Genomic DNA, 21665 nt, shown 5'->3' on the forward strand with positions numbered 1-21665 from the left:
TTTTAGCCCTTCCCTTTTAGAATTTTCTTTGCTCTTGCAGCTTCTTTTGTGTTTGGGTATTTCTTTATAACTTTCTGGAGCAGATAGTTCCCGTCAACCTTATCGCCCATCTTAATAAACGAGATACCTTCTTTTAATATGGCTTCTGCAACTTTTGGGTTGTTTGGATAAGTGTTTGAGAAGTAGTCGTAGTTTATAATGGCTTTGTCATATTCGCCTTTATTGTAATAGCACTCTGCCGTGTAAAATATGGCATCTGCTTTTAATGGAGAGTCTTTGTATTTATTCATAAAGTTTTTGAATGCTTCTATAGCTTGTGTGTATTTTTTCTGTTTATAAAGATTTAATGCGATATCAAATGCCTTTTTGTCTGCAGGAACTGGCTGAACCTTTGGTTGTTGCGGGGCTACGTTGTTTGTTGGTTTTTGGCTTGGAGCTGGCTTTTCTATTTTTGGGACAACAGGACTGCTCTCTGCTTGTGGTATTGATGAAGTTGGTTTAGCTATTGGTCGGAGTTTCTGCTGCTGCAATAGTTGATTTATCTGTTGCTGGAGTATATCAAGCCTATGGTTTAAAGAGTCAAGTTCACCTTTAATCTCACCATACTTTACAAGCAGATTGTCTATCTTTAAGAATAACTGAGCCTGTTGTTGCTGAAGCAGTTTTAACTGCTGTTGGTTTTGAATGACCTGAGTCTGCAAAGCATAAGGGTTCTCCTGCGCTTTGGCAGGCAGAAACCCTATCATAATCCACACCAAACCTATTAATACAGATACAAATATATATGCTCTTTTCATATGGTTGCCCTACCCTCTTATTTTGTTAAGATTACTTGCTTATAATAACAAAATGGTCCCTTCTATTCTTTGCCCAAGCATACTCATTGTGAGCAGGGTCTAAGGGTCTGCTTTTGCCGTAAGATATGATTGTTATCCTGTCTGGACTTACGCCTTTTGATACCAAGTACTGCTTTGCTGCCAAGGCTCTCTTCTCACCCAAAGCAAGGTTATACTCAATGGTTCCACGCTCATCGCAGTTGCCTTCTATTCTGATTTTGATTTTTGGGTGTTTAAGCATATATTGTGCGATTCTATCAAGTACAGCGGGAACATTTTGTTTTATCCCCCATTTGTTTATATAGGTTAGGTTGTATTTGTCAAAGTTGAAGTGAATATCTTGGAAAATAGTTTTTAGGTTTTCTTTGTTTGCTTTGTTTGTTTGAACTGCCTGTTTTTCAACTACCGTTTTTTTTGATTCGGGTTTTGTTGTGTTTTTGTTCATACATACGCATCCGCTTGCTACCAAAGCAATCGTCCCTATCGATGCCGCTACTATTCCTTTTTTGATACTCATTGGTTCACCTCCAAAATTTTATTATTTTTCTATGAATACAAAATGGTCCCTTCTATTCTTTGCCCAAGCATACTCATTGTGAGCAGGGTCTAAGGGTCTGCTTTTGCCGTAAGATATGATTGTTATCCTGTCTGGACTTACGCCTTTTGATACCAAGTACTGCTTTGCTGCCAAGGCTCTCTTCTCACCCAAAGCAAGGTTATACTCAATGGTTCCACGCTCATCGCAGTTGCCTTCTATTCTGATTTTGATTTTTGGGTGTTTAAGCATAAAATTAGCTATTTTATCAAGTATTTTGGTTGGATTTTCATTTATACCATATTCATGGATTGGAGTGAGTTCATAGCTATTGAATTTGAAGTGTATATCTTTGGCTATTGTTTCAAATTCTTTTTTTAAGATTTGAATATTTTTTCCGCTTTCTACATTTATTGACGGATATTTGAGCGTTGATGTCTTTATCTGTTGGTTTTCCATATTTGATTGATTTTGTGGTCGGGTGTTTTGTATGTATTTTGTTGATGAGCAGTTGTAAAGTGCCATTGATACTACAACGGCTATTACGACAACCAACAGGCGCTTCATTTTCTCCTCCTTCTATTCGATTTTAGAGCTCACACTCAAACCATTATATATCAACTTCGTTTTCTTTGCAATAAAGTATTGTTTATTGAGTGTGTTCACTATGTATATAACATTTTCATTTCCGAGTCTTCCTGTTAGGGCAATATATCGTGAATCGTAAGACCAGCTTGGAGAGTCAAGACTATCGCCTTTCATTATAACCGTATCATTGCTTCCATCTATATTCATAACCTTTAGGTATGTTGTACCGTTTTGAATAGATATATAAGCTATCTTTTTGCCATCTGGCGACACCGCAGGGCTTGAGTTGTATTTGCCGTCAAATGTTAATCTTTGAGCAGAACTAAATAGAGAGATGTTTTTTATGTAAATTTGTGGTGAGCCGTCCCTGTTCGATACAAATACCATCTGCGAGTAGTCTGGTGTGAATGATGGAGACACATTTATGCTCGGGTCATTTGTTAGTTGTCTTAAAACCCTACCATGCTGATTGATTACATAGATGTTTACACTGCCGTATCTGTTAAAAGGTATAGCAAAGTAGTTTTGGTATCTAACGGCTGAAATACTTAGGTTTGATGCACTAAACAATTTTTTTAGGTTGCCGTTGAAGATGTTGTATAAAAATATGGCAGGTTTTCCGTATCTGTAGGATAAAAATGTTATTGAGTCTTGGCCTACCCACTTTGGCAGAATGTTAAATGTGTGCCAGTTTGTTATTCTTACGGTATTTTCTCCATTGAAGTCGCAGATGTATATATCGCTTGTTTTTGTGTTGCCCATTGCAAACAGTATTTTGCTTTCAAACGGCCCATAAGCGCCCGTTATATACCCTATCAGTGTATCTATTATCTTATTTGCCACCCAGTCGAGTGAGTATCTGTTTGCAACATAGGTTTTTTGAAGTATCACATAGTTCTTGAGTATATCAAGCACCATAACATTGACTATTATGCTCTTGCCATTTCTTTCTGCATCTCCGTAAATCACATAATCCAATTTATCTAATTTTGCTATTCCAGATACGACCCTTTGCGGTGCTTCGTAAGAGAAGTGTTGTGTTAAATCGTATGAGAAAATTCCAGACAGCTCAAGGTCTAATTTTAATGTTTTTAACAGTCTTTTTGATATATCGGGTGGTGTATTTTTTACAAACCCCCACAGACCCACATTTATTGGTTTGTATTGTGGGTTTGAGATATTCAGTTGGAATGTATCTGCCTGGGATGAAACTGTAAATAAAACGAGCATAAATAAAACGATTAAAACTTTTTTCATTCTTTCTCCCTACTGTCAAATGTTATTATAAACTCAACCATACCAGATGTTAATATATCTTTTGGTGGTTTTGGAAATGGTTCGCTACTTTTTATTGCATCTATGACAGTTCCGTCGAAATAAGCATTGCCCGAACTTTTCACAATTCTTAGCTTAATTAAATTTCCCGAATAATCAAGTTTTATTTCCACTTTGGTGATAAAGGTTTTATTTTTTATGATACTCTTTTCTACACCCCAATTACTGTATATCATGCCTTGAATAATATCTATATAACTTCTTGCGAGTTTTTCTTTATATGCTTTTTCTATTGCTTCCTGCGTTAACACATGCTCTCTTAGGGCTTTAATCTTTTCACGCAACAGTCTCTCTTTTATGTTTTCTATTTTTACTTTTTCTCTAAGCAGTTGAATCTTTTTTTCTATATTTGGCTTTGGTTTTGGTTTAGGTTTTGGCTTAGGCTTGGGTTTTGGTTTTATTTTCTTTACAATCTTTTTCTTTGGTTTTTTTCTTTGAACTACTTGCTTTTTTTGAGATTTTACCTTTGCTTTTAAAGATTTTGGTTTCTCTTTTGGTATGGTTATTAAGCTTACCGTATAAACGGGCTTGCTTTTTATAGGAGTGCGAATCGGTTTAATTATGAGTATAAAAAGAAGGATGAAAACAAGATGAAGTAAAATAGAGAGAAAAAAACTAATTAACTTCATTTGCCAGGTTGAGTTGCAAGCCCTACCCTGCCAATACCTTCGGATTTTATTATGTCTATAAGATGGACAACTGTACCGTATTCAACTGTTTTGTCTGATTTTATTATTACGCTTTTAAACTCTTGCTTATGTGCCTTTAGATAATCCTTTAAAGCTTCAAGTGTTGTTGGTGCTTTGTCTATAAAATAGTTGCCGTTTTTATCTATGGAGATAATTAAATCTTTCTTGCTAATCTTTGTTGTGCCTGAGTGTGTCTTTGGTAGGTTTACCTTTATGCCTTTTACAAGCATAGGTGTTGTAACCATAAATATAACAAGTAAAACCAACATAACATCAACAAGTGGCGTTATGTTTATATCTGAGAATGTCTTTCTCTTTCTTCTCATTTCTGGAGTGCTTCTAAAAATCCAGTTAACTCTTCGAAGACAGACTCAAGTTTTGTGTGCAGTATATTGTATCCTATAACGGCAGGAACAGCCACGAATATACCGGCAGCTGTTGTGACTAAAGCTTCTGAGATGCCCGGTGCGACAGTTGCTATTGTTACGCTCTGGACATTACCTATATTGTTGAATGCGTTTATGATACCCCACACTGTTCCGAATAGTCCAACAAAAGGCGCCGTGGCTCCGATTGATGCGAGCCACGGAAAAGCGCCTTCTAACTCTTTATTTATCATCTCAAGAAATGTTCTGGCTGACGAGAAAGACTCTCTGTTTAAAAGATACAGATTGCCAGCTATAGACTCTGTTGCCTTTGCAAATGCTTCTAAGGATGATTTATCCTTTGTCTCTATGAATTTTTTTAAAAACACCCTGTTTTTGTTTGAGATTGACCTAATCTGCAACCATTTGTAAATCATAAAGCTCCAAGAGAACAGCGACATAACAGCTAGTATAGCCAATACAACAATTGCAATAGCACCTATATGAGAGAAACCAAAATAGCTATTCACGACGCAAGCTCCAACATCTTCTCGTATTTTTTGAGCTTTCTTTGGATTAGCTCATAATTTGCATCACCCACATTAAGGGATGAAAGTTCGCTTTTGTATTTCTGTATCTCTTCTTTTGTTTTGTCTATGTCTATTTCATCCTTAGAGATAACATCGTCTGCTATTACGAATATTTTGTCTTCACTTACTTCAAAGTATCCACCTACTATGACGACTTTGAATTTCTCTTTTCCTGTTGGCTGTATCTCAACAATACCTACATCAAGCACGGTTACAAAGCTCTCATGTCCCGGCAAAACGCCAAACTCACCAACCTTTCCTGGAGCAGATATATACTCAACTTTGCCTTCAAATATCTTCTTTGAAGGCGTTACAATACTGCAATCTAATTCAGGCACAGCTGCCTCCTTCTATTTTATACGAGTGTTTTTGCTTTTTCTATTGCTTCTTCTATTGTTCCAACCATGTAGAATGCCTGCTCAGGAAGATCGTCGTGTTTACCGTCTATGATTTCTTTGAATCCTCTTACTGTCTCTTGAATTGGAACATACTTACCACTCATGCCTGTAAACTGTTCTGCAACGAAGAATGGCTGAGATAAGAATCTTTGAATCTTTCTTGCCCTATTAACGATAACCTTATCTTCTTCGCTTAGCTCTTCCATACCGAGAATTGCGATAATATCCTGAAGCTCTTTGTATCTTTGCAAAATCTCCTGAACCTTTCTTGCAACTTCGTAATGCTCTTTTCCAACGACAGCAGGGTCAAGAATCCTTGATGTTGAATCCAATGGGTCAACAGCTGGGTAAATTCCAAGCTCTGCCAACTTTCTTGAGAGAACTGTTGTTGCATCCAAGTGTGCAAATGTCGTTGCAGGTGCTGGGTCTGTCAAGTCGTCTGCAGGAACATAAATTGCTTGAACAGATGTAATAGAACCCTTCTTTGTTGATGTAATTCTCTCCTGCAACTCACCCATGTCTGTTCCCAATGTTGGCTGATAACCAACTGCAGATGGAATTCTTCCTAAGAGTGCCGAAACTTCACTTCCTGCCTGCGTAAATCTGAAGATATTATCTATGAATATCAACACATCGAGATTTTTCTCATCCCTGAAATACTCAGCAACCGTAAGACCGGTCAAACCAACCCTTGCCCTTGCACCAGGTGGCTCATTCATCTGTCCGTAAATCAGAGCTGCTTTATCCAAAACGCCAGACTCTTTCATCTCGTTCCATAGGTCGTTTCCTTCCCTTGTTCTCTCACCAACGCCGCAGAATACAGAATAACCACCATGATGCATTGCAACATTATGGATAAGCTCCATAATAAGAACCGTTTTACCAACACCAGCACCACCGAACAGACCCGTTTTACCACCCTTTGCGTAAGGACAGAGCAAATCGATAACCTTAATGCCTGTCTCGAACATCTCAGAAGCCGTTGACTGCTCTTCCAATGGTGGTGCTTCTCTATGTATAGGCCATCTTATCTCTGCATTAATTGGGCCCATCTCATCAACCGGCTCACCAACAACATTCATAATTCTGCCCAAAACCGGCTCACCAACAGGTGTTGTTATGTAATCACCGGTATTTTCCACTTCTGTTCCCCTAACCAAACCGTCTGTTGAATCCATTGCTATTGTTCTAACCCTTTTCTCTCCAAGGTGTTGCTGAACTTCTAAGATAAGGTCTGCCGTTGCTCCTTCTATATCATCCTTTTTTACCTTCAAAGCAGTATATATAGTTGGTAATTCGCCCGTTTCGAACTCCACATCCACAACAGGTCCTATAACCTGAACAATTCTTCCCTTTTCTGCCATACCTTAACTCCCCTCTTTTTTGTTTTTTTATTGTTTCATAGCTTCTATACTTGTCGTTATCTCGATAAGCTCTTTCGTAATAGAAGCCTGTCTTGCTTTATTGAATTCGAGTGTTAATGTTTTAATCATCTCTGCTGCGTTGTTTGTTGCAGCATCCATTGCCGTCATTCTGGCTGCATATTCACCAGCCAAAGACTCAAGCATGCTGCCGTATAACTCCATTTTTACATATTTTGGCAAAAGCTCTTCTAAAACTGTCTCTTTATCTGGCTCAAAATCGAATTTTTCAACCATTCCCTTCTCTGAAGGAACAGTATCACCTATGTAAATTGGAAGCACTTTCTTTATTGTTGGTTTTTGAACCAGAACATTTACAAACCTGTTGTAAATAATATAGACTTCATCGCTTTTCTCATCCAAGAAGTCTGCTATAACCTTTTCCATTATATCACTTGCGGTTGAATATTCTGCCTTATCTTTTAAAACATCAGTGTATGTCTCTTTTGGCTTTATTCCTCTGAATTTAAAGTAATTGTAGGCAAATCTTCCTATTAATACAAGGTTTACATCTTTACCTTGCAGTTTGTTTTTTATGAAGTGCTCAGTCTCTTTTAGCACATTGTGGTTAAATGCTCCGCACAACCCCCTATCGGATGTAATTACGATTATATCAACGCTTTTTACATCTCTGAAAAGGAGCATTTTGTTATCTTGATGCGATGTTGAGCTTACCAACGATGCTATCATCTGCTCCAGTTTTGTTATATATGGCTTGAAAATAAGGGCAGCTTCTTGTGTTTTTCTTAGTTTTGCAGCAGCAACCATCTTCATTGCTTTGGTTATCTGCTGCGTCTTTTGAATACTGGTTATCTTTCTTTTAATATCTCGCATGCTTACAGCCATGACTCAAGCCCCTTTGCTTTTTAAGGTTTAAAGACTTTTTTGAACTCTTCTAACGCTTTATCCATCTTACTCTTCAGCTCGTCGTCAATCTTTTTCTTCTCTTTTATCTCTGGGAGTATATCTGGGTATTTAGCTTCAACGAACTTGTAAAGCTCCTGCTCAAACTTCTGAACATGTTCAACAGCTATATCGTCAAGATATCCATTGTTTCCTGCATAGATTATCAATATCTGTTTTTCAACTGGCAATGGAGCAAATGGTGGCTGTTTTAGGATTTCTGTTAGCCTTGCTCCTCTGTTTAACTGTTGCTGTGTTACCTTGTCAAGATCACTTCCGAACTGTGCAAATGCTGCAAGCTCCCTATACTGGGCTAAAGCAAGCCTGAGCATTCCTGCAACCTGTTTCATTGCTTTGATTTGGGCTGCACCACCAACCCTTGATACTGAGATACCAGCGTTAACAGCTGGTCTGATACCTGCATAGAATAAGTCACTTTCAAGGTATATCTGACCATCTGTAATGGAGATAACATTTGTTGGGATGTATGCGGAGACATCGCCTGCCTGTGTTTCGATTATAGGTAATGCCGTTAAAGAACCCCCGCCCATCTCATCGGATAGTTTTGCGGCTCTTTCAAGCAGTCTTGAGTGCAGATAGAAAACATCGCCTGGGTATGCTTCTCTGCCTGGTGGCCTTCTTAGGAGCAGTGAAACCTGCCTGTAAGCCTGTGCGTGTTTTGTCAAGTCGTCGTATATAATTAATGCGTGCATACCGTTGTCTCTGAAGTATTCGCCCATTGCAACGCCGGCATAAGGTGCAATATACTGAAGTGGTGCAGGGTCGGATGCCGTTGCTGCGACGATTGTTGTGTATTCCATTGCTCCTGCTTCTTCGAGCTGTTTCCATATCCTTGCGACTGTTGACCTTTTCTGTCCTATTGCGACGTAGATACAATAAACATCCGTATCTTTCTGGTTTATTATTGTATCTAATGCAATCTGTGTTTTACCAATTTGCCTATCACCGATTATGAGCTCTCTTTGGCCTCTGCCGATAGGAATCATTGCATCGATTGCTTTAATTCCCGTCTGAAGCGGCTCTTTAACCGACTGTCTCTGGACGATACCTGGTGCTTTTATCTCGATTCTTCTGTAGTGTTCACTCTCGATAGGACCTTTACCATCTATTGGTTCACCCAAAGCATTTACCACTCTTCCAACAAGTGCAGGACCTACTGGAACCTGGGAAATCCTTTTTGTTCTTTTTACCTTATCTCCTTCTTTGATGTCCTTATCATCACCAAGAACAACGACACCAACATTGTCTTCTTCTAAGTTTAGAGCCATTCCCATGACGCCGTTTTCAAACTGGACAAGCTCGTTTGCCATAACCTTTGTCAAGCCATACACCCTTGCGATTCCATCGCCTACGCTTAAGACTGTTCCTGTTTCGCTTATATCGATAAATTCTTTGGCGTTTTCAATCTCTTTTTTTATGACTTCACTGACTTCGCTGGCTTTAATCTGCATTTAACCACTCCTCCTTTTAAACTGAAAGTTTTAGTAATCTCTGTTCTAAGTTTGTTAAGTATGTTTTTAAGCTTCCGTCATATACGACATCTTTAACCTGAACAATTATGCCGCCGATTAAATCCTTATCCACTTCAAATTCAAACTCTATCTGCTTGTTGAGTTTTTTTGACAGTTGCTCTTTTAATTGTTCTTTTATCTCATCATCGAGTTCAACAGCGCTTTTGACGAATGCTTTTACCCTGTTCTGTTTGTCATACACGAGCTCTTCGAATAGTTCGATAATGTCGAAGATAAGTTTAAATCTTCCCTTTTTTGCAACATACTTTAGGAATTCAACAAGCAAATTGCCTTCAACTATCCCTTCTATAACTTTTGCTTTACTTTCAAACGGGACAACATACGCAGCCAAATACTCAAAAAGTTTAGGATTCTCTTTTAAAATTTTAGAGAGTTCATTTAATGTGCTTAGAACTTCGTTTTCGTCTGTGTTTTTCTCTTCACACAACTCAAGAAGAGCCCTTGCATATCTAACAGAAACCTTTTTATCTATCATTGCTGCAGACTCCTTATAAACTTTTCATTGATTTTGGCATGCTCTTCGTTAGAAAGATTTTCGAACCTTTTTCTTAGGTTCTCTATAGCCTCTTTACTCATCTGTGTTAAGAGTTTAAGCTTTGCTTTGGACATTAATGATGTTTTTTCTTCTTCTATAGATGCCCTTATCCTTTCTATAGCTCTTTCAACTTCCTTGAGAATTTGCTGTCTCTCGTTCTCTGCCATGGACTCAAATGTCTCAATAATGTTTTTAATCTCATCTTCAAGTGTTTTTAATTTTTTTTGAGTCTCTTCGAATAGTTTTTCTGCCTCTTCTTTTAATCTTTGAGCTTCTTCTAATTCTTCAACTATACTTTCTTTCCTGCTTTTAAAAAAGTTTGCGACAGGTTTTTTAAGTAAGTAAAACAATAAGCCGCAGAATACAACAAAATCAATAACTCTCCACATCATGTGTGGTTCTATGTTGCCTTCTTCCGCAGCATAGACCACCGAAGCAGATATGCTCAAACCAATACTCAAACCAACTGTAAGAAACTTTGATAGTTTAACCATACCACCCCCTACCCTATGAGTTGTTTGTAAATTTTGTTTGCAAGCTCTATACTGTAATCCTTCGATGATACAAGTTCCATCTCGATATTTTTATTGAGTTCTTCTTCGAATTTTCTTATCTCTTCCAATGCCTTCTTGTTTTCTTCAGATATTTTCTCTTCTTTTTCTTTCAACGCTGCAGACACTTTGTTTGCATAGCTCTGTTTTGCTGTCTGTTCAGCTTCAAGGATTCTCTTTTTGTACTCTTCTTCATTTTTTGCTGCTTCTTCTTGATATTTTTTGGCCTTCTCGTTTAGCTCTTCGATTGTTGCAAATCTCTCTCTGATTTTTGCTAATAATGGTTTGTATAGGATTATGTTGAGAAGGAACAGTAGCACCAAAAATGCACCCATCTGCATGAAAAGGGTGTGATTAATATTTATCATAGGCAAACCTCCCTAACCAGTGTGTCTCAAAAATTTTCGGGTAAAAATACCATAAGCTAAAACTTATGTCAACTGCTACTGCACTACAATCAGATTCGTTCTTTTTCTTATCTGGTCAAAAAACGGCTCTATCTCTCCACCTACTAAGGATTTTTCTATTGGTCCTCTTTTATCTTTTGGTATTATTAGTATGTTTATATCATTTTCGTTTACGAATTTTAGTATCTCTTCGGCTGTTTTTCCAGATAATTCTATTTTTTTTACATTTACGTTTGAATTGTGTTTTTTTATAGTTTCTGTTAGCATTCTTATGATTGCATCACCTATGTTTTCAAGGCTTTTTTGTAATTCCTCTTTTAGATGCAGAATTCCTCCACCTGAGTAAAAGTCTATATCATTTACGAATAGTAAGTGTATTGTGTCTATGTTTTTATCCCTTGCTATTATAGCTGCTTCTTCTGCTGCTTTGTGCCCTACATCTGAACCTTTAGCTATCACGACAAGCTCATATTTGTTCATTTTTTATCCTCCAAGTAATAACCAAATCATTCCTATCGTTACGGATATAACCGTTGCCGGGACTCCAACCTTTAGAAACTCTTTAAATGTTATTGGATAACCCGCTCTTTCTGATATTCCAGCGGTTACAACATTAGCACTTGCGCCTATTAATGTTCCGTTTCCACCAAGACATGCACCGAGTGCCAAAGCCCACCACAAAGTGTTGCCTGCATGTGGTATGGTTTCTGTTAAGTATGCCACAACAGGCAGCATTGTTGCTGTAAATGGTATGTTGTCAACTATAGCTGAGGCTATAGCACTCACCCATATGATTAAAATTATGGCAAGAACTAAACTGTTTCCTGCTAAATCTTTTACCCATGTTGCTACCATCATTATAACCCCAGTTTGAACGCTTGCTTCAACAATTATGAACAGCATCATGAAGAATACCAAAGTAGCCCATTCTACTTCATGCTCCATCATTTCGACTATGTCAACACCACTAAAAACTAAAATCATAGACGCACCTATCATGGCCGCAATCGATGGTTCCATGTGCAAAAATCCATGAGTTACGAATAAGGCTATGACGAATCCTAATATGAATAAACAGTAATTGAGTAATTTTTTATCTGTAATTTTGTATTCTCTTTTTAGCTTTTCAAGTAACTCGTTAACATTTTCTATTTTCCCTTTTTTGTATTCCTTTCCAAAGAAAAATTTCATAACAAATATATTGACTATCAGAATTATGAATATTACATCTCCCAAGTTTATGAGAAATTGATTGAATGTTAAATTTGCAAACGAACCTATCATAATGTTTGGTGGGTCACCTATTAAAGTCGCAGTTCCGCCCATGTTTGATGCTATAACTTCAGGTATAAGTAAACTCAATGGGTTTATATTTAACATCAGTGCTATCTCAATAGAGACAGGAGCTATTAAAAGCATCGTGGTTACATTATCTAAAAATGCGCTCACAACAGCAGTTACAAACATTAGTATTATAGATAGCTTGAACACATTTCCTTTGCTTAATGCATACGATTTGTATGCAAGCCATTGGAATACGCCTGTTTTTTTCATTACGCCAACAATTATCATCATGCTCATCAAAAGCAGTATAACATTGAAGTCTATGGCTCTTACAGCCTCTTCAAACGAAAGAACAAAAAAATTCTCGCTGAATGTTCCAAGTGTATAAGAGATAAACAGTAGAATACTTGCGCCAAGCAACGCTGCGACAGTCCTATGCATAACTTCAAAGGATATAAGAGCAAATGTCATTATTAGAACTGCCAAAGCTATCCAGAATGCGGGCGTTATTTCCCTGGGTATTGTTTCATTTACTGATGAGATGTAGATTATGCTGCCATCAGGCAGTTTAGATTTTAATATGTTCTCTATAGGTTTTTTTATAGTTTTGTATGTTGTTTTTTTGAATTCTATGACTACATCTTTTGGGTTTATTTCGTTTTTTATTTTTGTTTCTAAGAAATATGTTCCTTTGTTTGTTGTTTCGGTCGTTGCTATTGTTTTGTGATTATAAATAATGGATATTTCAACGCCTTCTACAGGTGTTCTGTGCTCGTTAAGGACTATGCCGCCAACCCTTAGTGTTGCAGAGTGTGCTTCAAAAAAAGGCATTAGGAAAATTATGGATATGAAAAGAAGCAATAAAAACTTTTTGGGCATTTAAAGCCTCCCAATAAATTCGTTTAATTTATCTATATTGTCAAACTTTATCTCAAGGGAGTATTTACCATCCCTTATCTTTATTTTTAGTGGAGTGTTTATTGCGTTTTTTAGTTTTTCTTCTAACTTTTTCAACTCTTCTATCTGCTGGTTTTGATAAACTTCTCTTTCTGCTTCTCTAACGGTTAATTTTTTATCCCTTATCTTTTTTGCAAGCTCTTTTTGGCTATTTTCATCTTTCAAAGCCAGAATTGCCCTTGCATGGCCTTGACTTATTTCACCCTTTTTGAGCATATTTAGAATCTCTTCTGGAAGTTTGAGTAGCCTTAGGCTGTTTGCTATGGTTGCCCTGTCTTTGCCAACCTTTCTTGCAACTTCTTCTTGTGTGTATCCGAAGTTTTCCATTAATCGCTTGTAAGCTAAAGCTTCTTCTACTGGATTTAAGTCTTTTCTCTGTATGTTTTCTATTAGGGCTATTTCTGCTGCTTCTTTATCTGTAAAGTTTTTTACGATTGCAGGTATTGATGTGAGCCCTGCCCTTTTTGCGGCTATAAATCTTCTTTCACCCGCAACAATCTGGTATTTATCTTCCTTCTCTCTTACGATAATTGGTTGAATGATACCTTTTTCTTTTATTGATTCTGTTAGCTCTTCAATAGATTTATCGTCAAATGTTTCTCTTGGCTGATACGGGTTTTTCTCTATCAAGTCTATAGCTATGTTTATTATTCTCTCTTCGTTTTCTATGTTTTCTATCTCGCCAAATATGGCTTCAAGTCCTTTGCCAAGGCCACCTTTCTTAGGCATATTTTAGAACCTCTTTGGCTAAGGATAGATAGCTTTGACTTCCTGGGCATTTTATATCGTAAGTTATCGCACTTTTGCCAAAGCTTGGCGCTTCTGAGAGTCTTACATTTCTTGGGATAAGTGTTTTGAATATCTGTTTTGGAAAGTGTCTTTTGAGCTCCATCTCAACCTGTTTTGATAGATTGTTGCGTTTGTCGTGCATGGTTAGGAGTATGCCTTCAAGCTTCAGCGATGGATTGAATGTGCGTTTTATAAGATTGATAGTGTGAAGTAGTTGAGCCAAACCTTCCATAGCAAAGTATTCACACTGAACAGGCACAAGCACAGAATCCGAAGCAACCAATGCATTTATCGTTAAAAAACCTAAAGATGGTGGACAGTCTATTAAAACATAATCAAACTTATCGTTTAGCTGTGTTTTTATGAGTTTTCTTAGAATTCTCTCTTTATCTTTTACATCTTTTAATTCGACTTCTGCACCGATTAACGACATGTTAGATGGTATAATAAACAGATTTTCCATCTCTGTGGGTATTATGAGTGATTTGAGTGTTCTTTTGCCTATCAAGGCGTGGTAGATGCAGATGTCTTTCTCTGCTCCAAGTCCGCTTGTCGCATTTGCTTGTGGGTCTATGTCGATGATTAAAACCTTTTTGCCAAAAACAGCCAAAGATGCGCCAAGATTTATGGCTGTTGTGGTTTTACCCACACCGCCCTTCTGGTTAGTTATGGCGATTACCTTCATAATCCTGATTCCAGTATCTTAAGCATTTTCTCGCAACTGTCCTTTTCGCACAACTTTTTAGCATTCTCAGACATCTGTTCAATTTTTTCTGCTGTCAAGAATGATATAAAAGAATAAATTTTTTTTCCACTCAAATCTTTATCCAAGATAATTTCTGCTGCATCGTTGTCTTTGAAGTATTTTGCGTTGTAATACTGGTGGTTATAAATAGCATAAGGATATGGAATTAGAAGGCTTCCTAACCCTGCACATGCTATCTCACTCAAAGTGCTTGCACCCGCTCTACAGATGATAAAATCTATTGATGAATAAAAAGATTCCATATCATCGATAAACTCAAACACCTGCCACGATTTTTTACTCTCTTTATAGGCTTCTTTAACCCTTTTAAAGTCATCTTTGCCTGTTTGGTGCACAACATCTATGTTTAGTTCGTATTTTGAGAGTTCAATCATAGCATTGTTGATGCTTCTTGCGCCTCTACTGCCACCAATTACACCGATTGTTATCTTGTCTTTTGTCTCTCTTTTTGTTCCTTTAAATTTTATTCTTGTTGGATTTCCTACTGTAATTGCGTTTTTTAGGTATTGTGCTGTTATAGGAAAATTCACAAATGTTATATCAACAAGCCTGTTTAGTATCTTGTTTGTTTTGCCCGGTATTGAGTTTTGCTCAAGTATTGCTGTTTTTTTTCTTAACATAACAGCAGACAACATAACGGGCAGGCTTACATAGCCACCAAAACCAATACAAAAAATCGGCTCTATTATTTTTATGAGTTTATATGAGGAGATAAAAGCTTTAGATGTAAATACTACTCCTTTAAGTTTCTCTTTGATATTTTTACCTGCTATACCCTTCGAAGAGAGAAGGTAATACTCAAATGGATATCTTTTTAAAATTTCTCTTTCTATTCCGTATTGTGAACCGATGATTATTGGTTTGAAACCCTTTTTCTTTATGTATTCTGCAAAGGTTAAAGCCGCAAAGAGATGACCGCCTGTTCCACCACCTGTTAAAACGACATTTTTCATTTTATCACGCTTTTTGTTCGGTTGTTTTCAAAGATTTTGTTCACTGTGTATATTTTGTCTGCGAGCTCTTTAACTTCTAAGTTATGGGTTATAAGAATTATCTGTGAAGTGTTGGAGTAATCCTTTATGCTTTCAAGGACGCTTTTTAAAACTGTATTGCTTAAGCCCGTCTCTATCTCATCGAAAAACACCGTCTCATTTGTATTGGCGATAGAAGTTAGAGCCTTCTTTAGTGCAAGTATAAAGCGGGACTTCTCACCGCCAGATGCTACCTTTTCAAGTGGTTGAGCGTTTAGGTCTGGATTTGCAGTAAATTCGATTACTACTCTATCTTTGCCTGTTTGGTCAATGCTCTTCTCTTCAATATTTACCTTTACTATGCTTCTTTCAAGCTTGAGCTTTTTTAGCTCTTCTTTTATTTTTTCTTGAATTAACAGCGCAGATTCAGCTCTTCTTCTTGTTAGTTCTTCTGCTTCTTTTTTTAATTTATCAAACAGTCTGTTTATCTTGTCTTCTGTTGTGTTTAATTTATTCTCTAACTTTGCCTTTTTCTTAAGGAGTTTTTTTAACTCTTCTCTTTTTTTTATTATCTGGTTTATATTTAAACCAAATTGCCTTTGCAGTTTTTCAAGTTCAAATAGTCTTCTGTTTATCTTGTCAATCTCTTCCTGCTCAAATGTCTTGTTTAATATCTCGTAAAATTCGTCCCTTGTAAGGTTTATCTTGTCTAATGCTTCACTTATTAGATTTAAACTTTCAAGTTTCACTCCTTTTTCGTTTAATTTTTCAAGCTTTGCTAAAAGTGAGCTTAGGATTGACTCAACGCTATTTTCTCCTTCAAACAGCACAGATATGCCAAAGGAAGCTGTCTCTTTTGATAAAGCATTCGTTTTTGCCTGTTTTGATAGGTTTAACAGTTCTTCGTATTCGTCTCTTTGTGGATTTGTTTTCTCTATTGCTTCAAGCAGTATCTCTGGATGCTCTTGATTTATCCTGTTAATCTCGTCTTGAATATTCTCTTTTTCCTTTTTTAAAGCTTCAAACTCTCTATAGCTCTTTTTGAAGTTTTCTAAAATCTTTTTATCAACCAGCCTATCCAATATCTCAAGGAGCATTCTATTTGAAAACAACTCAAACCTGTAATCCTGCGATACCAAATCTATCAATATGTTTTTTATCTCTGGCAAGATTTTCTGATTTATCGGCTCGTGGTTTATATACGATTTTGCCTTACCCTTCTTTATTATTTTTGTTATCACTATCTCATCGTCTGTTATGCCAAACTCTTCAAGTTCCTTCTTTTGTTTGTTGTTTAACTCAAACAGAAGGCTAATCTTTGAAGCAGAAGAGAAATTGCCAATAAAGCTTGTGTCTGTTTTTGAAGAGAACAGACTTTCTATGGTTTTTAAGATTAGTGATTTTCCACTTCCAGACTCACCAACAATGGCGGTTATCTTCTCATCAGGCTCAATTATTGCCTTCTCTATGGTTAAAAAGTTTTCTATCTCTATTCTCTTTAGCACTTTAGGGTTCTTACTTTTCTCTCTTCCCAGTTTAGCTTTGTTCTTAAGACATCAAAATAGTTTTTATCTTTCAGTGTCAATATCTTTATCTTTCTTGTTGATTTTTCTATGTTTATTCTGTGTTGTGGCGATATCTCATAACCTATCTGACCATCAAGTGTTGCAATGACATCTTCTATCTCTTCATCAATTGATACGGTTAATTTTGAGTTTTCTGGAACAACTAATGGTCTGTTTGAAAGTGTATGTGGACATATAGGAGTTATAATAATGCAATCCATTGTTGGATAAACAATAGGACCACCAGCTGCAAGATTGTAAGCTGTTGAGCCTGATGGAGTGGAGATTATTAAGCCGTCTGCATGATATACGGCAACATGGTAATCTTTGTCGTTTATTTTAGCATTTACTCTGATGGGTACTATTCTTGCCAACGCACCTTTGCTTACTACGGCATCGTTGAATACGGTTTTTTTGCATATCGTTTTATCACTATTTGTTATTTCAACATCCAACATCATTCTCTCTTCTATTTGATAGTTATTTTTTATAAAAATCTCATTTAGGACTTCATATATCCTTGATAAAGGCACTTCGGTTAAAAATCCCATTCTGCCTAAATTTACTCCTAATATGGGTATCTCTTTTTTTGATTCGTTTACGCTTCTTGCGGCAGATATGAATGTTCCATCGCCGCCAAGCACAACAATTAAATCAACAAATGATGCTAATTTGTCCCTTTCTATTCCAACCTTACCTATGGAGTTTGCTGCTTCTTTGCCTAAGATAACTTCTATGTTTAGCTTTGAGAAATAATCCAAAAGCTCCTTTATGATTATGTTAATATTCTCGACCTTCGTTTTTGCTATTATTCCTATTTTTTTAAACATTTAACCTCCAAAGTAAGCCTGTTTTAATCTGAAGCCGTCTTTAAACTCTTTTGATTTGCCTTTGTCTGTTATCTTTCCGTTTTTTAGTATATACACTTCGTCGGCGGCATCAATAGTCTTGTTTACATTCTGCTCAACTATGAGAATAGAGAGTCCATTTTTTTTGATAAATGATATTATCTCAAACACCGTTTTTACGAGTTTTGGAGATAGTCCAGCGGTTGGTTCGTCGAGTATTATAAGTTCTGGCTCTCTAAGTAGTGCTTGGGCTAAGGATAGCATCTGCTGTTCTCCACCACTCAACAGTCCCGCCTTCTGTTTTATCTTTGTTTTTATATTTGGAAAATGCTCAAATAGTGCTTCCAATTTGTCGTTGAAATAGGTAAATCCTTTGGTTTTTATCTGGTTGTATCCTGCAATCATAAGGTTGTCTTTAACTGTTAGCTCTTTTATAACAGTCCTTTTATCCGGCAGATAAGATATGCCTAAGTTTGCTATCTTATGAGTTTTTAGATTTGTTATCTCTATGTTTTTGAAGAATACTCTTCCTTTGGATTTTTTTACCCTGTTCATAATAGCGTTGAGAAGTGTCGTTTTTCCTGCTCCATTTGAGCCTATCACTGCCACAATCTCGTTTGCTTTTATCTCTAAGTTTATCTCTTTTAGAGCTATAGCTTCGCCATATTTTACGACTAAATTTTCAACTTTTAACATCTAATCACCAAGATACGCTCTCATTACTCTCTCATCGTTTAAAACTTCGCTTGGCAGACCTTCGGCTATCTTCTTGCCGCTATCCATTACGACTATTGAGTGTGAGCAGTTGGATACAAACTCTATATCATGCTCTATGAGTAAGATTGAAACACCTTTTTCCCAGATTCTAAATATTGCTTTGAGAAGGTTGTCTGTCTCTTTTTCGTTTAGGCCTGCGGCAGGCTCATCCAAAAGCAATAGTTTAGGGCTGCTCACCATAGCCCTTGCAAGCTCAACCAATCTTTTGACACCGAAAGGGATTTCGTTAGAATATTTGTAAGCAAACTCTTCTATCTTTAAAAAACTCAGCACTTTGAAAGCTTCTTTTAATTTCTGTTTTTCTGTTGGTTTTGACGGTTTGAACATCATCTCAAACAATCCAGTTCTTTTTTTAAAATCCATACCTATTGCCACATTTTCTAAAACTGTTAACTCTTCTGATAGCTGGATATTCTGAAATGTGCGTGCTATTCCGAGTTTCACAAGCTCATACGGTTTTTTTGAGAGTATGTCCGAACCTAAAAACTCAACGCTTCCGTTGTCTGCTTTGTATAGTCCAGTTATTATGTTAAAGAGCGTCGTTTTTCCTGCTCCATTTGGGCCTATCAGTGCCTTTATCTGTTTCTCTTTTACGGTGAAACTTACATTCTCGACGGCTTTTATGCCGCCAAACGATTTACTTATACTCTTTATGTTTAGAATAGGCGTTTTTTCCATTTGATTATGCCACCTATACCTTCGGGTAAAAACATCACCATAACAACAAGCAGAATGCCGTTTACTATAGGCCAAAACTCTTGCAAGCTTAAAAGAATATTAGGCAAAACGGTAAGTATCACACTCATAATCATAGGCCCTATAACCGTTCCCATACCGCCAACAAACACCATAACGACATAATCTATGGATTTTAAAAGGCTAAAAGAAGCAGGAGATATAAAGCCTAAATAGAAAGCAAACAAACCACCTGCAAGCGATGCCAATGTTGCACTTATCGTGAAAACAACTATCTTTAGCATGTGTGCATTTATACCAAATGATACAGCCGCAGGCTCTTTCTCTTTTATAAGTCTTAGGGATCTTCCGAAACTTGAGTTTGTGATATTAACAATTATAAATGTTATAACTGAGACGATTAACCATACGAGAAAATAAAACTTTTTGTCGGAATCAAATACAAAATTTCCTATGCTTAACATAGGCATTCCAGAGAGCCCTTGATGACCGCCTGTTAGAGAAGTGAGATTGTTCAGAAGTATATAGACGATCTCTCCTATTGCCAGTGTTGCCATAGCAAGATAGTGTCCTTTTAATTTCATTGTTGGATATGCTATTATGCTTGCCAGTAGGCTTGTGATTAAAACGGCGATAAGTATTGCAAGCCATGGATTGATATTTAGCTTTATTGATAAAAGGCTTGATATGTAGGCTCCCATTGCCACAAATCCTGCATGACCAAGCGATACCTGACCTGCAAAACCCATAAGCAGGTCAAGTCCCAAAATAACTATAACGCTTAATGCTGCTATCGAGAGCATATTTAGAATGAAGGGATTTTTTATAAGTATGCCAATTGCAAACATTAAAACAAAAAATGATATGTAAGCAATGTTTTTTGGCATGCTATACCCTTTCTACATCTTTTGAGCCCAGCAGCCCTTGTGGCATAAGGAAAAGTGTAAGAATCATGATGGAGAAAGCGACAATATCTCTGTATGATGACGATATATAACCACTCGATAGGGATTCTGCAACTCCTATTAGTAATCCGCCGAGTAAGGCTCCTATGTTGTTGCCAAAACCGCCTACAACACTTGCCGCAAATCCCTTAAGTCCTATGGATAGACCCATATCGTATTTGGCAAATAGGATTGGTGCCATTATAGAGCCACCTATTGCACCTATGACGCCGCTTACAAAAAACGAGAGTGCCTGTATTTTTGATGAGTCTATTCCAAACACTTCACATGCAACTCTATTTTCAGATATGGCTATTGCTATTTTTCCCTGGAGTGTTTTTGAGAAAAACAGAAATAGAAGTGTGGCTAAAATAAGCGTTGTGAAGATGATTATTAGGTATTGAGATGAGAAGCTCAAACCCAGCACTGTTATGCTTTCAAAAGGTAAGAACTGCCTTACTGGGTGAGCATTCTTACCGAAGGTTATCATGGATGTTCCTCTTATTGTCATTGCTATTCCTATGGTTAAAATGATAAGAGTTAACTCATTTTTTGACTTTGTGTTCTTTATAAAAATAGAGAATATGAGATAACCCAATATGCCGACTGAGAGTATTGATATGAGAAAAGAGATGACGATTGGTATATGTATGCTTAAGAGATAAAACTCAAGCATCGCTCCAAGCATCACAAACTCTCCCTGAGCAAAATTCACTATCTTAGTGCTTGCATATATAATGTTAAAACCTATAGCTACCAGTGAGTATATAAGACCTGTTATTATGCCGTTTATCGTGTATTGAATAAAGGCTTCTATTGGTTAGCCTCCCATCGTTCCGCTTCTTGTTTAAATAGATTACTCGTTAGCTCATCTATGTTGCAAAAATGTATCTCTTGCAAGTTTTTTGCGTTCTTTAAAAATTCAATGGCTGTTGTGAAGATTATATGTGCTGCTCTCTCTTTTGGAAAACCAAAAATACCAGAGCTTATAGCAGGTAGAGAGATACTCTTTATACCTTTCTCTTCTGCTATTTTCAAAGCACTTAAAACGGCGTTTTTTAGCTTGTTGTCTTCATCGCCTTCGCCCCAAACAGGACCGACAGCGTGAATCACATACTTTGCCTTTAGTTTGCCTGCTGTTGTTATAGCTGCAGAGCCAGTTGGAACATAACCTATCTTATCGCTCTCTTCCTGTATTATTCTGCCGCCTTTTCTTACAATGGCACCAGCAACACCACCACCATGTTTTAGATGAGAATTTGCAGCATTAACTATAGCTTCTGTCTCTTCTTCTGTAATATCGCCAAGGATAATTTTTGAAATTTTCTCGTCTATTTTTAGTTCTTTTAAAATTTTCATTGA

At 36.9% G+C, this 21665-nt stretch carries 26 protein-coding genes; all 26 read right to left on the reverse strand.

Annotation, left to right across the window (positions count from 1 at the left end; all coding sequences use genetic code 11):
- Window positions 1-2 precede the first annotated feature (2 nt).
- Window positions 3-797, reverse strand: a complete 795-nt coding sequence (gene ybgF, locus G415_RS10600; RefSeq protein WP_022669970.1) for a tol-pal system protein YbgF — start codon at window positions 795-797, stop codon at window positions 3-5.
- Window positions 798-828: 31 nt separating this feature from the next.
- Window positions 829-1353 (reverse strand): peptidoglycan-associated lipoprotein, encoded by a 525-nt coding sequence (locus G415_RS09535; protein ID WP_022669971.1) that lies wholly within the window; start codon window positions 1351-1353, stop codon window positions 829-831.
- Between the two features lie 21 nt (window positions 1354-1374).
- The gene (locus G415_RS10605) at window positions 1375-1938 is read right to left on the reverse strand and encodes an OmpA family protein (RefSeq protein ID WP_022669972.1); all 564 of its coding nucleotides are present in this window, start codon (window positions 1936-1938) and stop codon (window positions 1375-1377) included.
- A 12-nt stretch (window positions 1939-1950) separates the two neighbouring features.
- Window positions 1951-3216: an LpqB family beta-propeller domain-containing protein gene (locus tag G415_RS10610; protein ID WP_022669977.1), complete on the reverse strand. Its 1266-nt coding sequence runs from the start codon at window positions 3214-3216 to the stop codon at window positions 1951-1953.
- The gene (locus G415_RS10615) at window positions 3213-3923 is read right to left on the reverse strand and encodes an energy transducer TonB (protein ID WP_022669978.1); all 711 of its coding nucleotides are present in this window, start codon (window positions 3921-3923) and stop codon (window positions 3213-3215) included. Before G415_RS10615 ends, G415_RS10610 begins: the two co-directional genes overlap by 4 nt.
- Complete coding sequence (locus G415_RS0102325; RefSeq protein WP_022669979.1) at window positions 3920-4309, reverse strand: ExbD/TolR family protein; 390 nt, start codon at window positions 4307-4309, stop codon at window positions 3920-3922. The genes G415_RS10615 and G415_RS0102325 overlap by 4 nt, the downstream gene beginning before the upstream one ends.
- Window positions 4306-4878 carry a MotA/TolQ/ExbB proton channel family protein gene (locus tag G415_RS09555; RefSeq protein WP_022669981.1) on the reverse strand — a complete coding sequence of 191 codons (573 nt, stop codon included), beginning with the start codon at window positions 4876-4878 and terminating at the stop codon, window positions 4306-4308. The genes G415_RS0102325 and G415_RS09555 overlap by 4 nt, the downstream gene beginning before the upstream one ends.
- Window positions 4875-5276, reverse strand: a complete 402-nt coding sequence (gene atpC, locus G415_RS09560; RefSeq protein ID WP_022669982.1) for an ATP synthase F1 subunit epsilon — start codon at window positions 5274-5276, stop codon at window positions 4875-4877. Before atpC ends, G415_RS09555 begins: the two co-directional genes overlap by 4 nt.
- A 17-nt stretch (window positions 5277-5293) precedes the next feature.
- A complete protein-coding gene (gene atpD / locus G415_RS0102340; RefSeq protein ID WP_022669983.1) occupies window positions 5294-6700 on the reverse strand; it encodes a F0F1 ATP synthase subunit beta in 1407 nt (468 codons plus the stop codon).
- A gap of 27 nt (window positions 6701-6727) precedes the next feature.
- The gene (gene atpG, locus G415_RS0102345; protein WP_022669984.1) at window positions 6728-7603 is read right to left on the reverse strand and encodes an ATP synthase F1 subunit gamma; all 876 of its coding nucleotides are present in this window, start codon (window positions 7601-7603) and stop codon (window positions 6728-6730) included.
- A 20-nt stretch (window positions 7604-7623) separates the two neighbouring features.
- Window positions 7624-9132, reverse strand: a complete 1509-nt coding sequence (atpA, locus tag G415_RS0102350) for a F0F1 ATP synthase subunit alpha (RefSeq protein ID WP_022669985.1) — start codon at window positions 9130-9132, stop codon at window positions 7624-7626.
- Between the two features lie 16 nt (window positions 9133-9148).
- Entirely contained in the window at window positions 9149-9688 is a 540-nt protein-coding gene (gene atpH, locus G415_RS0102355) for an ATP synthase F1 subunit delta (protein ID WP_022669986.1), read from the reverse strand.
- On the reverse strand, window positions 9685-10242 hold the full coding sequence (locus G415_RS0102360; RefSeq protein ID WP_022669987.1) for a F0F1 ATP synthase subunit B family protein: 558 nt from the start codon (window positions 10240-10242) through the stop codon (window positions 9685-9687). The genes atpH and G415_RS0102360 overlap by 4 nt, the downstream gene beginning before the upstream one ends.
- 8 nt (window positions 10243-10250) lie before the next feature.
- A complete protein-coding gene (locus tag G415_RS10620; protein WP_022669988.1) occupies window positions 10251-10667 on the reverse strand; it encodes an ATP synthase F0 subunit B in 417 nt (138 codons plus the stop codon).
- 75 nt (window positions 10668-10742) lie between these two features.
- A complete protein-coding gene (locus G415_RS0102370) occupies window positions 10743-11186 on the reverse strand; it encodes a universal stress protein (RefSeq protein WP_022669989.1) in 444 nt (147 codons plus the stop codon).
- 3 nt (window positions 11187-11189) lie between these two features.
- Window positions 11190-12869, reverse strand: coding sequence for an ArsB/NhaD family transporter (locus G415_RS0102375; protein WP_022669990.1), 1680 nt, complete (start codon window positions 12867-12869; stop codon window positions 11190-11192).
- The gene (locus G415_RS0102380; RefSeq protein WP_022669991.1) at window positions 12870-13676 is read right to left on the reverse strand and encodes a ParB/RepB/Spo0J family partition protein; all 807 of its coding nucleotides are present in this window, start codon (window positions 13674-13676) and stop codon (window positions 12870-12872) included.
- Window positions 13669-14421: an AAA family ATPase gene (locus G415_RS0102385; protein WP_022669992.1), complete on the reverse strand. Its 753-nt coding sequence runs from the start codon at window positions 14419-14421 to the stop codon at window positions 13669-13671. Before G415_RS0102385 ends, G415_RS0102380 begins: the two co-directional genes overlap by 8 nt.
- Window positions 14418-15455, reverse strand: a complete 1038-nt coding sequence (gene murG / locus G415_RS0102390) for an undecaprenyldiphospho-muramoylpentapeptide beta-N-acetylglucosaminyltransferase (RefSeq protein ID WP_022669993.1) — start codon at window positions 15453-15455, stop codon at window positions 14418-14420. The genes G415_RS0102385 and murG overlap by 4 nt, the downstream gene beginning before the upstream one ends.
- On the reverse strand, window positions 15452-16978 hold the full coding sequence (locus G415_RS0102395; protein ID WP_022669994.1) for an AAA family ATPase: 1527 nt from the start codon (window positions 16976-16978) through the stop codon (window positions 15452-15454). Before G415_RS0102395 ends, murG begins: the two co-directional genes overlap by 4 nt.
- On the reverse strand, window positions 16972-17868 hold the full coding sequence (locus G415_RS0102400) for an NAD(+)/NADH kinase (protein WP_022669995.1): 897 nt from the start codon (window positions 17866-17868) through the stop codon (window positions 16972-16974). Before G415_RS0102400 ends, G415_RS0102395 begins: the two co-directional genes overlap by 7 nt.
- The gene (locus G415_RS0102405) at window positions 17869-18582 is read right to left on the reverse strand and encodes an ABC transporter ATP-binding protein (protein ID WP_022669996.1); all 714 of its coding nucleotides are present in this window, start codon (window positions 18580-18582) and stop codon (window positions 17869-17871) included.
- The gene (locus G415_RS0102410) at window positions 18583-19341 is read right to left on the reverse strand and encodes an ABC transporter ATP-binding protein (RefSeq protein ID WP_022669997.1); all 759 of its coding nucleotides are present in this window, start codon (window positions 19339-19341) and stop codon (window positions 18583-18585) included.
- Window positions 19320-20246, reverse strand: coding sequence for a branched-chain amino acid ABC transporter permease (locus G415_RS0102415; protein WP_022669998.1), 927 nt, complete (start codon window positions 20244-20246; stop codon window positions 19320-19322). The genes G415_RS0102410 and G415_RS0102415 overlap by 22 nt, the downstream gene beginning before the upstream one ends.
- A 1-nt stretch (window position 20247) precedes the next feature.
- A complete protein-coding gene (locus G415_RS0102420; protein WP_026939531.1) occupies window positions 20248-21120 on the reverse strand; it encodes an ABC transporter permease subunit in 873 nt (290 codons plus the stop codon).
- Complete coding sequence (locus G415_RS0102425) at window positions 21117-21662, reverse strand: macro domain-containing protein (RefSeq protein WP_022670000.1); 546 nt, start codon at window positions 21660-21662, stop codon at window positions 21117-21119. Before G415_RS0102425 ends, G415_RS0102420 begins: the two co-directional genes overlap by 4 nt.
- Between the last annotated feature and the right edge of the window lie 3 nt (window positions 21663-21665).

Source organism: Hippea alviniae EP5-r, assembly GCF_000420385.1.
GTDB lineage: Bacteria > Campylobacterota_A > Desulfurellia > Desulfurellales > Hippeaceae > Hippea > Hippea alviniae.